Origin of the sequence: Citrobacter sp. Cu231, from assembly GCF_030332265.1 — a bacterium.
GTDB classification, from domain to species: Bacteria; Pseudomonadota; Gammaproteobacteria; order Enterobacterales; family Enterobacteriaceae; genus Citrobacter; species Citrobacter meridianamericanus.
This window is the reverse complement of the sequence record NZ_JAOWIE010000047.1, coordinates 16,904-29,646: the sequence shown is the minus strand read 5'-3', so window position 1 is coordinate 29,646 and position 12,743 is coordinate 16,904. Positions and strand designations below refer to the sequence as shown.

The following is a 12,743-nucleotide window of genomic DNA, read 5'->3' as shown; positions in this document are numbered from 1 at the left end:
AGTCTTCCCTTGTTATTGTGTAGCCAGAATGCCGCAAAACTTCCATGCCTAAGCGAACTGTTGAGAGTACGTTTCGATTTCTGACTGTGTTAGCCTGGAAGTGCTTGTCCCAACCTTGTTTCTGAGCATGAACGCCCGCAAGCCAACATGTTAGTTGAAGCATCAGGGCGATTAGCAGCATGATATCAAAACGCTCTGAGCTGCTCGTTCGGCTATGGCGTAGGCCTAGTCCGTAGGCAGGACTTTTCAAGTCTCGGAAGGTTTCTTCAATCTGCATTCGCTTCGAATAGATATTAACAAGTTGTTTGGGTGTTCGAATTTCAACAGGTAAGTTAGTTGCTAGAATCCATGGCTCCTTTGCCGACACTGAGTAGATTTTAGGTGACGGGTGGTGACAATGAGTCCGTGTCGAGCGCTGATTTTTTCGGCCTTTAGAGCGAGATTTATACAATAGAATTTGGCATGAGATTGGATTGCTTTTAGTCAGCCTCTTATAGCCTAAAGTCTTTGAGTGACTAGATGACATATCATGTAAGTTGCTGATAGGTTTCCAGTTTTCCGCTCCTAGGTCTGCATATTGTACTTTTCCTCTTACTCGACTTAACCAGTACCAACCCAGCTTCTCAACGGATTTATACCATGGCACTTTAAAGCCAGCATCACTGACAATGAGCGGTGTGGTGTTACTCGGTAGAATGCTCGCAAGGTCGGCTAGAAATTGGTCATGAGCTTTCTTTGAACATTGCTCTGAAAGCGGGAACGCTTTCTCATAAAGAGTAACAGAACGACCGTGTAGTGCGACTGAAGCTCGCAATACCATAAGCCGTTTTTGCTCACGGATATCAGACCAGTCAACAAGTACAATGGGCATCGTATTGCCCGAACAGATAAAGCTAGCATGCCAACGGTATACAGCGAGTCGCTCTTTGTGGAGGTGACGATTACCTAACAATCGGTCGATTCGTTTGATGTTATGTTTTGTTCTCGCTTTGGTTGGCAGGTTACGGCCAAGTTCGGTAAGAGTGAGAGTTTTACAGTCAAGTAAGGCGTGGCAAGCCAACGTTAAGCTGTTGAGTCGTTTTAAGTGTAATTCGGGGCAGAATTGGTAAAGAGAGTCGTGTAAAATATCGAGTTCGCACATTTTGTTGTCTGATTATTGATTTTTGGCGAAACCATTTGATCATATGACAAGATGTGTATCTACCTTAACTTAATGATTTTGATAAAAATCATTAGGGGATTCATCAGTGCAATGCTTCTCTTACATATTCTCGAAACAGTTCTTCTGAATAGATAACAGGATGAAAAACAACTCTACCACTAATAGGTTGAAAATGTTCTTCAAACCGGGCAAGAATATGATATTGGGTTATAATATTCTTATCATAACCAATAGCAACGCCTTTGCCATTATCACCATACTCGCTCCACATGTTGGAACGATCTCCATCAGAACAGAAACAACAAATTAATATCTTACAATTTTCGTCTATCTTATTAGGTGATACTTCTTCTAATAGTCTAATGCAATCTGGAAATTCCTCATTTATTATTCTCTTGACTATTTCATAGCCAGCCGAGTATTCTTCCGGATCATTCATATTCCGAAGATCGGTAAACCATAATTCTTGGTTTTCAATCATTTTAAAAAAAGTTTCAACACTTGCATAACGAAAAGCAAGATTAGTGCTCATAAAACATGACTCCGTCAATAGAGTTACTTAACATTGCCTAACATATTTATTTTTACCACCACATCCATATTTAATATTGGTGATTTTTCATTCTATCACGAAACTAATAAAGCTTCATCTGTCATCTCATCGGAGAAGGCGGTTCCCAGAGTTTATCCTGCTCCGGCGGAGGCAATGACGCATCATCATTGCTGTTCGCCGCGATATAATCGCGGTAGTAGCGTTCACTTCCTTCACGGTGATGATCCACGTCCGGTCGCGTAATCCTGTAGTCTTCGTGACCGGTACGGCCTGTCACATTATGCCAGGCAACCATTTCAGCAAAGACCTGGTTAAATTGTTTGTCGTTTCCTTCTGGTTCAAAACCCATGCGTGGATCACGCCCGAATAATACCGGTGCAATCAAATCCAGTTTATCTGCCAGCGCATTGCGGTCATGGTGATTACGGAAAACAACCCTGTCACCATAATCCGTACAGACAAACTCTCCCGTCCGACGGTCACGGAAACGAACACTCCCGTTCTTCTGCAAACGGGCCTCGAGATCACCGGTATTACCGTATACCGGCGTTCCGCCCGGTTCACAAAGCACGACACAGCGGTCTGTTGTCGTTGTGCGTGACTTATCTTTACGGCGATCGCGATAATCCCAGCCTCTCAGCTGCGATACAGCAGCCCTGTCCCCCTGAGCAGCCTGAATTTCGACCCACTGACGGTAAGAGGGTGGATACCACTTCCCGTCAGCAATAAGTTTCTGCCGCTCATCCCTGATGTCTTCTTTCAGCCTGATCAATGCCTGCATTCGCTGAACTTCTGCAATGTGATAATGCAGCTTACGTAATGCCGGATCATCGTACTGCGCACGAATGTGTGACTTCCGCAGACGGCATGCCTGATGAATTTCCCGACAACGTTCCCCATAACGCAGATCTGGTTTACGCCATTGTTCACGCCATGCCAGATAGCGGGCACGCAGGTCAGCACGGGCCTCAGCTCTGGCTTCACGTCGCTGCCGGCGCAGCATTGGGTCACGTTTACTGCTGACCCCGTACCTGTCACTGACAGCCAGCTCCGGGTTATAGCGACTTTCAGGTTGCACCCTGTCAAACAAATCTGCTGGGGCACTCACAAAAGGTCCGGCCTGTGGCTCTGCACGCCCCAGTGTCAGATCAGGATGAATGCTGCTGGCCTTCACCGGCGTTTGCTCATGATTAAAGGCATCAACGACAACAAGCCCGTGATGTTGTTTCTGTAGCATCAATCCCTGTTGTGCAAACAACTCATGACAACGCTGCCAGGTAAACTCACCCTGTGTGATCATTTCTTCAATCTGAGGGCTACAATGGCTGATGCTGTATCCCCACAGACTTTCTTTGTCAGAAAACAGTTCGCGTTTGATAGCCCCCTGCGGCCCCGTACCTGTACGCATACGGTGCCATTCTTTATCGGTCGCAGGACAGCTCTCCATACGACGACCACGGAAGCGTTCTGTTGGCGTAACCTGGCGGAAAATATCTGTTGGTACAGGCTGCCAGCCACCATCGAGTTGATTCACATTGTCGAGCGTCAGCAGTGACCATACGCTGTCAGCACGAACGGGAGTCTGGTTATGCTCATAACCGTCACAGATAACCAGGTGACCATGCTGAACACGCACCCATAATCCCGCTTCAGCCAGTGTGCGGTGAATAGCCTGGCAGTTTTCCAGCCGTCCTTCCCGTGCCATTTCCGGCAGACGTTCTCCAAGATGACGACAGGCATACTGCTGCAGACTTTCTGTTTCAGCGATTTTTTCCGGGCGAACATCAGCTGCAATAAAGTCCGGGTTATAGCGTCCGGGTGCGTCCACCTGGCTGAAAATATCTTTTGGTACTGGCGTGTAGTCACCCATTTTTTTCATGAGTTTTTCTGCACACCAGGAGGGACCAAACGAGTCAAGCTGTACACCTTCCCTGTTGCGATCCCAGCCATCCATCACCAGAAATTTTCCGTCCATCTGAGACAGGTAAAGACCATCTTCCGCAAGACGACGATGCAGGGATAACCAGTCATGTACAGGTTCACTGCGTAAACCAGCGACCGCTGTCTGCGCAACATACTCGCGAAAAGTTTGTTTTTTTCCGCGTGTCCAAGCGTTCTGGCGATCACGTTCAACGGCAGTTTTGCGAACGATACGATTTCCCGGTGCATGAACCCAGCAACCGTTATCCGGAGCAAAACCATGCTTCAGTTCAAGCTCACGGCAGGCACGACTGAGTTTTTCCTGACTCCAGGATAACCGGTTCAGATAACCCGTTTCAGGGTGTACCCGGTTAACAGCCACATGGACGTGCAGATTATCTGTATCAGTATGCACGGCAGAGACATACTGATGGTCGGCAAGGCCGAGTGATTTCAGCGTATGACGTACACTGTCATAAATCTGTTCCGGACGCGGGCTTTCATGTGACTGCCAGGAAAGGATGTAGTGAAAAACAGGGTCAGTATCATCTTTTGCATAGTGAGCCTGCCGGGCAATGTACTCCATATCTGCAGCGGCAGTTTCAAGCGATGTACAGTTGTGAAAACAGGTCACACCATAAAAGTTAACCCATTCGCAGCCGTCCTTCATGACATCAACCAGCGCCACGAATGATTCATTTCGAAGACGTGTCGCATAATCAACAAGGCGACTGAAACGGCTTCGGTATGGTTGTTCAGCCTGCGAAGAAGAAGATAAATCCAGTTCCTCATCGGTCATGTCATCCCGGACAGAGACGTAGGATACCAGGTCTTCGAACGAAGACTTGCCGTCCCTTCTCTTTTTCGGAATGACTGCATTCACCGGAGAATCCTCAACCTTCCATTAACTGTTTACGCAATGTATTTGTAAGTTCGGTTATGGCAACAAGTACTTCTGCGTATTCCTTGTCACCGGTTCTTTTTCCCTGAACAAACAGATGCTTCTGCATCCTTCCCAGTCTCATCAACTCCTTCAGAAAAGCATCATCTGTCCGGGAGTTAATTCGCTTATTCAGTGCTGCATTTCGGATGTAAGCAGATACAGTAAGTCCGGAATCTTCAGCATTCTTACAGATAGTTTCATCCTCATCCGGTGAGAACCGGACCGCTCTCAGGATCGTCTTTTGCCGTCTTTCACTACCACTTCTTTGACGTTTATCACTCACGGTCAGCTCCTTACTGGGGTGTCGGGGCGAAGCCCTGACCAGGAGGCAATTGTATAATCGCGCGTGCGCGGTTATACAATTGCACATCCTGTCCCGTTTTTCAGGGCATTATAGCCTGTTATTTTTGTGCATCATAGTCTTATGCAGACGGCAGAGGCAGGGCGCAGCCCTGCCAGGAGTCAGTTTTTGATGATAAAATCAGACTTCAACATGAAACGGAGAGAACGTGCCAATGGCTTCTAAAAAATTTTACTCAGATGATGATATCCAGCTGGCAAAAGCTGCTTTATCGGAATTGCCAGATCTCACCGCTCAACGGAAAACATTGCGTGATTTTCTTGATGCCATTCGTGATGACATTATTGTCCTGGTAAGGACAAAGGGTTATACACTGGCAGATGTTCGTGACACGCTCAAAAATGCAGGGTATGAAGTAGGAGAGAAGGCACTTCGTGACATTATTCGGGAAGCAGAATCGAAAAAAACATCCCGCCGTTCTTCCTCTAAAACAGCACCTAAAAAGACAGATTCAGGCAGGAAAGATGGCATCGATATGAACAACAATTGATGTGACAATGTCACATCGTGTTCTGAGATTATGATGATTACAGAAAAAAAAGCCCCGGAATAAATACCAGGGCTTTTCTGTTTAATCAGACTCGTGGCGGCAATGCACCTGGATAATGCCGTGCAATAATATCATTCAGTTTTTCAACAAGGTCAGAACGCTTAAAGACAATGTGTATGGTCCCTTTCTGGTAGCCACGCACCGTAAAATATTCCCCTTCTAACAGCTTACCGACATTGTCACCGTTCCCGAGAAATTCACCATACTGCGCCCCGATGCTGTTCCTGAAGTCAGGAACGTTGCGCCCCTCCAGCAGATAAAACGGACGTACCAGGTCATCCAGTGCCTCCCGTCCGCTGCAGTCCAGCGTCACACGCCCGTTACTCCAGCGGTACAGCAGGTTTTCAATAATGATTTTCTTACCCAGACGGCAGGGATTATTGGTTCTGTAATCCCATGACAATTTCCGGTAGACATCAATCAGCCCCTGTTCAAACGTCTGCATCTTGCTGGCATTAAGATGGCGGAATGTTGCCAGTACATTGTCCAGGGTGATTTCAGGACAGGTGTCGCTCATCAGCTGGCTGTTCCACTCATCACGCTGGCATGAACTCATGAAGGTGTACATGCCCGTATCTGTCATTAGGCGGTCCCAGATTTTCCGGTCGGCAAGACGGGTGATATTCCTTTTCGCTTCTTCCGGCTTATCCATGCGACGAACGGAATCAGTCACGCAGTCTTCAAACCCGTAAAGAAAAATATCACCTGACGCATCGAGCAGAATCTTGCGCGCTGTCGCCAGGCATTCCATCGCCTGCATGAACAGTGCAATACCTTCGTTACGCTGCGCGATGATGCGGTCGATAGCCACAGACGGAATAACATCTGTCGTACCGGCAGTATTCAGGTCAGCAGTGGGTAAAGTCTGATTCATCACATTGTCTCCTCATCGTCACGACTGCCGGGTCAGCCAGGTCATTTCCCGGAGGAGCGAAGCTCCTTCTGCCGTCCGGGTCTTCGGGGATTTCCCCGCAGTGGACCTTTCCGACGGGGGACGCTCACCACGTCACGGGGCAGTTGTCCGGGGGCAGACGCAAAAGTTTTTGACGCCTGCGGCAAAAAGTTTTGTGGCTGGTACATCTCTCCCCTGGACGACTGAAACGGGATGTGGTCGTGTATGTACCCCCGGAAAGTCCGTCTGCGGAGAACAGGCCGCACTGCGGCGGCAGACAGGCAGAGACAGCTGCGCCATCAGGCGCAGTGGCCTTACACACCGTCAGGTGTGCAGGGAGCGCCACATCCGGCGCGACTGAAGAAAAACGACGGCACAACAATGGCATGTGGTGGTCACTGACGCACCACTCCCGCACAGGTGAAAACAGAGAAAACAGCACGACATCTGCAACTAGAAAAAGTGAAATTTTTTCACTTTTTCACACTTATTTATCGCGTTGATTTGGTGATTATGATGATAAAATAAATTGAAGTTTTTTCACTTTTTCAAAGGTGTTTTATGACCGGCTGGGAACTGCGAATCTGGCGAAAAAGCATGCTCTGGTCACGCGAAAAAGCGGCCAGAGAATTTGGCGTGACGCAGAGAACATGGCACGCCTGGGAAAATGCGGAACAGGTGGACGTCACCGTCTGGAGGACCACCCAGGCTCTTTCAGTCCGTGACCTGCTGCCTCACATGCAGGGGATGCGTAAAGCAGATATCATCAGACGACTGGAAAATGAACTGGGGGAAACGGCAGAGGATGTGTGAGCGTGATTCACAGCCTGGCTGAATGCCAGGCTACTGATCATCAGGAAACAGCTTTTTCAGTTCTTCACCGGAAAGTCCGGTCGCCTCCTGAATCCGTTCCGGCGTCCAGCCCATATCCCGCAGCCGGCAGGCTGCTTCCCGCGCCACTTCAAGCGCACCTTTCTTAAAACCTTCTTTAAAACCTTCGTCGAAACCTTTCTGTATAAGACGTTCTGCAATCGTCATGCTGTTTGCTCTGCTCCTGCTGACAAAAAAGCCCGGCATTTTGCCGGGCTTTGTGGTTCTCATCAGTGAGTGATTTTCTTCAGTTCGTCATCGGAAAGTCCGGTAGCCTGCTTAATCTGCTCCGGCGTCATCCCCATTTTCTGAAGCTGGCACGCAATAGCCAGGGCTTTTTCAAGCGCTCCTTCCATGCGTCCTTCCATGCGTCCTTCCATCCTGCCTTCCTGGCGACCTTTTTGCTCAAGACGTTCTGCGATAGTCATCAGTTTATCCTCATGCTGCGGCAGACGCTCAGCCAGCGCCCGCATAAATTCCGGTGATACAGAGTCCCCTGCGTTAACGATGTAATGAATCAGAACACGCACCTGCTCGTCTGAAATTTCCACCATGACCTGCGGGAGTTTGTCCAGCAGCTCCATCATGTCACGATGGCGGATATGCTTCATCAGCAGCGTCAGTGCGGCCATCCGGCGATGGTTCATGATTTCATTGTCATCAACGACAGTGATATCAACCAGCGGAAACGGCTTTGTGTATATTTTAGCCGCAAGCGCCGGATTCTCAAAACAGTCCAGCCAGTTCATGCTGTACGGGTACGGGCTGCGCTCACCGTGATAGAACAGCACCGGAATGACCAGTGGCAACGTTTTGTGCTGCTCCAGATGCCTCTGCATCGCCGCCACACTGTAACGTAACATGCGGAAAGGCATGTACAGATTTTCGGTGCTCTGGTGCTCGATGAGCGTATAAACATAGCCGTCTTCACCCCCGGTGGTTTTCACGCTCCAGAGGATATCGCTGGCGTACTGATGCAGGTCCGGCTCTACAAAGGTGGCGGGTTCCAGCTTCAGCGTGGACAGGTCGCACAACTGCCGGTACTCCGCCGGAAGATGCAGTTCCAGAAAATCTCTGGCGACGTCGGGATTCGCCAGGAACGACCGGAACGCGGCATCATGCGGCGTGGGCGTTGTGGTGTTTTTCTTCTTACTCACGGTTCCTCCTGGTGAGATGTCTGAACGTATCCTGCCGCCTGCACAGGCAGACGGCAAGGGTTAATCAGTGGCAGACCCGCTCAATTTCAAGCGCGCGGAGCAGGTGGCCCCATTCGCTGACTTTCATGGCGGGGATACGTACCCGCTTCTGCTCACTGCAGCGTCTGGCGATATGACCGCTCATCGCCAGGACGTCCGGGTTAATCTCATCCTGTGCCAGCTCCTGACGTCTGAAGCGGGTATGGCGGTGCAGGGGTTTATTCTCCCGCAGGCACTCTTCACGCAGACGCTTTACATACTCGGCGGTTGCGAAGATAATTGATGGTCTCATGGCATAATCTCCATAGATAGTGATTGAGATGCCGGACTTCCTGGCGGGGAAGCGCCGGCGGAGAGAGGCAGGGTTTATCGCCCTGCCTTTTTTTCATTTCGGACAGCGACGCAGTGCCAGCGCGAGCGCTTTCATCTTCCAGCCTTCCGGCGTGCGGTACATCACCTTCCAGTAGCCGTCGATGAACACATAATGGAAGCGCACCTCTTCAGTGCTTTCAGTGGCAATAGCCTCCATGAAAGAACGGTACTCACGCGCCTCACTGTCCATCCGGAAACCACTGTCACGTCCGTAATAAGCCGTCACACCGTCCACCGGGTTCTGAAGCGTATGCCCGGCGGGTTTGTCGCAACGGGGACCGAGGCAACGGATATCACCGTGTTCAACCAGGGCTTCGGCCTGCTGACCGGTGGCATAGTGGGTATGCAGGATGCGACCGTTCCAGGTCGGCTCCCCGTGCAGATGGCAGTAAACGGTACGGAACACCCCGTCGCGGCAAAAAACGGAAATCGTGCTGCTGACTGTCATGAAAACGTCTCCTTCTGCTGAATCAGGTCGCCGGGCCGACCGGTTATTCCCCGGAGGGGCGAAAGCCCCTTCTGCCGTCCACTTCTTCGGGGTTTCTCCCCGCAGTGGACCTTTCCGATGGGGCAGCGACAGCCACGGCACGGGGCAGTTGTCCGGGGGCAGACGCAAAAGTTTTTGACGCTTGCGGCAAAAAGTTTTGTGGCTGGTACATCTCCCCCCTGGACGGCTGACACGTGTTGTGGCCGCTTCAGCCCCCGGAAAGTCCACAGCGGGAAACAGGCCGCAGGGGTGGCGGCGGAAGGGCAGACAACTGCGCCATCAGGCGCAGTGGCCTTACACACCGTCAGGTGTGCAGGGAGCGCAGGTCACGGCGCGACAGAGGCGGCGCGACCGGAACGGTCGCTGCAAGCCTGGTTTTTCAGACATCGGACCGTAGCGGCAGCCCGAAACCGCGCCAGCGGGTTCGGCGGAGACTGGCGGGTGCGCCAGCAGCTGCCTGTCGGAGTCGGGCCTGACGACCGGATGCCGCCAGGCAGCCGGGAGCCGAAGGGTGTCCCCGCCCCCCGGGAGTCAGAACAACAGAAACGACATAACAGAAAAATGCCTCACACCATGACGGGCAGGAAGGGCAGCGCCGCAGGCGCGGCCCTCCTGCATTTCAGGCAGGCGTAAGCCTGCCAGGGTTTTCCGGCGGCCTGGCAGGCCATACCCCCGCCGGAGCGGGGGAGTAAATCACCGACGGAACACATGACCGTCAATAAAGGTGAAGGAGTCCAGGAATAAATCCCGCGCATACGCCTCATAGTCAAAATAGAGCGCCACCGTCTCCGGCACGTCAGCCAGCAGGCCGGTATCACTGGCGAACTCAACCGCAAAAGCCTCCTCACTGTCAGCCTCGCCCCACCAGGCATCGCGGAAGGTGTCAAAATCCGTCTCACCGGTATCATCCACCCAGAGACGATAAGCCTCTTCGCAGCCTTCATCCCGTGCCCGGCGGAAGCCTTCAACCCAGGCCCAGTTGATATGGCATTCAGAGGCCATATTCCCCGGGAATCCCTCATAATCCTGAAACATCAGTTCAGGATCGGCTTCATCCTGGTGAAGAGCACGGCAGGCGGCGAAAAAGTCGCGCTCATCATCAAACGTGGTCAGGTCAAACCAGCGTCCGGCGATGCTTCCACAGTTGTATTTGTGCCAGGTTCCAACGTATACAGCAGGTGCAACAACAGACATTCCCGAATCCTCCATAGTCACATGTTCTGCGGCACCGGGCGGTGCCGTGCCTCCATAAAAGCCGGGCGATAAGGCGGGGATGCAGGGGCGCAAGGGAAGCCGCAGCCTGACGCACACGGCTGACGGGAGTTGCAGGGTGAGGCCGCGAAACCTGAGCGGACGAACGACCGGAAAATCACGGCAGACGGGAAGGAGGGACCGGGTGACCGCAGCGGCGAAGCGTACCCTTGCATCCCTGCCAGCCCGGCTAAGATGGAGGCACGGCACAGCCCGCACACGACGCTGAGGCCACAGAGCTGAAAACCCACAAGGCCATGCCCCGCATGGCCGGGTAAAAGCGGAGCCGCCGGCGACTTCCTTATTCCGGCGAGTGCAGAGGACACACCGCATGACCTCCAGACCACCCCTGATATGAAACGATCATGATCGGCGTGTCCCTGCCCCTCAAGCATACCTCCACTGGTTCACCGAAGAACATCCGTGATGCTCACAAGTTTTCTGTCGCGCAGCCAGTCCTGCGCTTCACGCACCACACAACTGTCCGGTTTCACCGCTTTCAGCGATGATGCCAGTCGCTTGATCAACATCACCAGTTCCCGTGTCTGTATGTCCGGCATTGTCTCCGGCTGAGCAGGGGGACTCTCATTTCCGACGCTCATCCCATGCGCTTCCAGTGTGGCACGGACAAACCAGGCGGCATCGACCAGTTGCTGTCGAATCCAGGCCAGATCGGCATTTCTGTCACGGGCTACCATTCGCTCGCCCGACAGCGCCTTGCTGATATGGCTGCGCTCCAGATTATCCAGGAGTGCCTGCGCTTCTTCCGGTGAAAAGCCACCTGGTATCTCTGTGCGCAACAGCCCTTTCCTGTACAGAAGCTGCAGCAGATCAACCTGCGACCGCACAGCAACTATCAGTACATAACGGACAACATTCGCACTGGCAGTGGTTTCTGTATCATTCAGCAGTTCTTCCGGATCGTTCCCTCCGGTGTTGCAGAGCAACGGCAACAGAGGTCGCATCCACACGGGAACCTGATATTTTTCGTCTGATTTCATCATATTACGTTCTCCAGCTTGTTCGGGATCATCCACTGCTCAAGTGCACGTACCTGTATCGGTGCACCACGACCGGCCTCACCGGCTTCAAAAATCAGCCGCCAGAGTGGTTCCTCCTGCCAGAAAAACCGGCCAAATGATGACAGTGACGGAAAACGCCCGCACCACCCCCAGAAAATCGTTTCCAGATCATGCTCCTCAACAACACCAGACCAGCGGGACAACCAGCTTCCGACCGTGGCGGGAGTATGAAACGCAAGGTCAATCTGCGCCTGAGCAAAACATGTCTGGTATTCCAGTTCCCGTCGTTCTGCCTCACGTTCCCGCTGGCGGCTGTATTTCTGCTCTGTCAGCGTGGTTTTCTGACGACGACGCTCACCTTCATGAAAAGGCACGGACGGGAACAGACGGTGCCCCGCATCGGATGGCAGGGGAAGAACACAGACTTCTCCAAAACTTTCAATCAGTTTATCCACTGCAGCCAGCCACAGGAGACGGTTGCCATGAAATTCCTCCTTCGTCAGCGCAGGGGCAAAAAAGCGGAGATCGGTCAGCGAAATCCGGCGACTGCCATTCAGGCAGCGAAAGAAAGCGGTGGCATAAGGCCATGCTGAAAGTGTGCGTCCCTGACGACGACGTTGTTCTGTGACAGCCACCGCCTGCATGGCGGCCTGTTGTTCTGCGCTGAGGGGGATCAGTGCCCGTGAACGTGCGCTCATGCCTGACCTCCTTCTGTCATCAGGATATGGATGATGTCGTTAACACTGTATCCCTGCGCATCCAGTGTCGCAGCAAGCGCCAGCGTGTGACTGATCGCGACAGGCGTGAAGATATGTTGCACCTGAACGACGGCGAAAGGCTGTCCACCACCATTCACCAGAACCAGCATCCAGAGCTGAGAGACGTCTCCCGGCGAACATAATGCCAGGTGGAAACGTTCGTGGGCTGGCGTGAAACGAACCTGGACGGGGAAAAAGCCCCCGAACTCGCTGCCATACTCTCCGTTCATCATCCAGTTAGCCGGTGCGTCCACTTCACGCATCACCTCGTGAGTGAGATTACGGCGCATATCGCTTCCCGCAGCACGGATTTCTTCATATTCCTGGGCATTCATGGACTGCAGGGCATTCAGTGTCAGTTCGGTATTCATCATCGTATATCTCCCTCTGCCGCCCCGTCTCCGGC

Annotated in this window: 14 protein-coding genes and 3 pseudogenes; 4 read left to right on the top strand and 13 right to left on the bottom strand. The window is 52.2% G+C overall.

Annotated elements, in window-relative coordinates:
* The 4 genes and pseudogenes from OGY15_RS21040 to mobA all read right to left on the bottom strand — a co-directional run.
* On the bottom strand, positions 1 to 1,141 hold a 1,141-nt coding region (locus OGY15_RS21040; RefSeq protein ID WP_286539751.1), incomplete at its 3' end, for an IS4-like element ISVsa5 family transposase.
* Between the two features lie 106 nt (positions 1,142 to 1,247).
* Positions 1,248 to 1,694 (bottom strand): annotated as a pseudogene (locus OGY15_RS21035) (DUF2971 domain-containing protein); the annotation flags it as partial.
* Between the two features lie 121 nt (positions 1,695 to 1,815).
* A complete protein-coding gene (gene nikB / locus OGY15_RS21030) occupies positions 1,816 to 4,518 on the bottom strand; it encodes an IncI1-type relaxase NikB (RefSeq protein WP_024190603.1) in 2,703 nt (900 codons plus the stop codon).
* 10 nt (positions 4,519 to 4,528) lie between these two features.
* Complete coding sequence (gene mobA / locus OGY15_RS21025; RefSeq protein ID WP_001281051.1) at positions 4,529 to 4,861, bottom strand: plasmid mobilization protein MobA; 333 nt, start codon at positions 4,859 to 4,861, stop codon at positions 4,529 to 4,531.
* 232 nt (positions 4,862 to 5,093) lie between these two features.
* Here mobA and OGY15_RS21020 point away from each other — a divergent pair, with 232 nt between their 5' ends.
* Positions 5,094 to 5,429, top strand: a complete 336-nt coding sequence (locus OGY15_RS21020; protein WP_000157100.1) for a hypothetical protein — start codon at positions 5,094 to 5,096, stop codon at positions 5,427 to 5,429.
* Between the two features lie 85 nt (positions 5,430 to 5,514).
* On the opposite strand, the gene OGY15_RS21015 is transcribed toward OGY15_RS21020, so the two are convergent.
* Positions 5,515 to 6,363 carry a DUF4942 domain-containing protein gene (locus tag OGY15_RS21015; protein WP_001077031.1) on the bottom strand — a complete coding sequence of 283 codons (849 nt, stop codon included), beginning with the start codon at positions 6,361 to 6,363 and terminating at the stop codon, positions 5,515 to 5,517.
* 348 nt (positions 6,364 to 6,711) lie between these two features.
* Here OGY15_RS21015 and OGY15_RS24750 point away from each other — a divergent pair.
* Both OGY15_RS24750 and OGY15_RS21005 read left to right on the top strand, forming a co-directional pair.
* A pseudogene (locus OGY15_RS24750) lies at positions 6,712 to 6,909 on the top strand (hypothetical protein).
* Positions 6,910 to 6,942: 33 nt separating this feature from the next.
* Positions 6,943 to 7,194 carry a helix-turn-helix domain-containing protein gene (locus OGY15_RS21005; protein WP_000148285.1) on the top strand — a complete coding sequence of 84 codons (252 nt, stop codon included), beginning with the start codon at positions 6,943 to 6,945 and terminating at the stop codon, positions 7,192 to 7,194.
* Positions 7,195 to 7,224: 30 nt separating this feature from the next.
* Here the strand turns inward: OGY15_RS21005 and OGY15_RS21000 are convergent, their stop codons facing one another.
* The 4 genes from OGY15_RS21000 to OGY15_RS20985 form a co-directional block, all read right to left on the bottom strand.
* Positions 7,225 to 7,482, bottom strand: coding sequence for a hypothetical protein (locus OGY15_RS21000; RefSeq protein WP_015056422.1), 258 nt, complete (start codon positions 7,480 to 7,482; stop codon positions 7,225 to 7,227).
* The gene (locus OGY15_RS20995; protein WP_000038335.1) at positions 7,482 to 8,408 is read right to left on the bottom strand and encodes an Rpn family recombination-promoting nuclease/putative transposase; all 927 of its coding nucleotides are present in this window, start codon (positions 8,406 to 8,408) and stop codon (positions 7,482 to 7,484) included. The genes OGY15_RS21000 and OGY15_RS20995 overlap by 1 nt, the downstream gene beginning before the upstream one ends.
* A gap of 64 nt (positions 8,409 to 8,472) precedes the next feature.
* A complete protein-coding gene (locus tag OGY15_RS20990; RefSeq protein ID WP_001247862.1) occupies positions 8,473 to 8,739 on the bottom strand; it encodes a hypothetical protein in 267 nt (88 codons plus the stop codon).
* A 93-nt stretch (positions 8,740 to 8,832) separates the two neighbouring features.
* On the bottom strand, positions 8,833 to 9,267 hold the full coding sequence (locus OGY15_RS20985) for a hypothetical protein (protein WP_000218858.1): 435 nt from the start codon (positions 9,265 to 9,267) through the stop codon (positions 8,833 to 8,835).
* 288 nt (positions 9,268 to 9,555) lie between these two features.
* On the opposite strand from OGY15_RS20985, the pseudogene OGY15_RS24745 reads away from it, so the two are divergent.
* Positions 9,556 to 9,782: pseudogene (locus tag OGY15_RS24745) on the top strand (hypothetical protein).
* A gap of 217 nt (positions 9,783 to 9,999) precedes the next feature.
* On the opposite strand, the gene OGY15_RS20975 reads toward OGY15_RS24745, so the two are convergent.
* From OGY15_RS20975 to psiB, 4 genes are all read right to left on the bottom strand, one after another.
* Positions 10,000 to 10,500 (bottom strand): antirestriction protein ArdA, encoded by a 501-nt coding sequence (locus tag OGY15_RS20975; RefSeq protein ID WP_000117626.1) that lies wholly within the window; start codon positions 10,498 to 10,500, stop codon positions 10,000 to 10,002.
* A gap of 464 nt (positions 10,501 to 10,964) precedes the next feature.
* Entirely contained in the window at positions 10,965 to 11,561 is a 597-nt protein-coding gene (locus tag OGY15_RS20970) for a hypothetical protein (RefSeq protein ID WP_000978001.1), read from the bottom strand.
* Positions 11,558 to 12,277, bottom strand: coding sequence for a plasmid SOS inhibition protein A (locus OGY15_RS20965; protein WP_001276267.1), 720 nt, complete (start codon positions 12,275 to 12,277; stop codon positions 11,558 to 11,560). Before OGY15_RS20965 ends, OGY15_RS20970 begins: the two co-directional genes overlap by 4 nt.
* Positions 12,274 to 12,708: a conjugation system SOS inhibitor PsiB gene (gene psiB, locus OGY15_RS20960; protein ID WP_001756230.1), complete on the bottom strand. Its 435-nt coding sequence runs from the start codon at positions 12,706 to 12,708 to the stop codon at positions 12,274 to 12,276. Before psiB ends, OGY15_RS20965 begins: the two co-directional genes overlap by 4 nt.
* Positions 12,709 to 12,743: the final 35 nt, after the last annotated feature.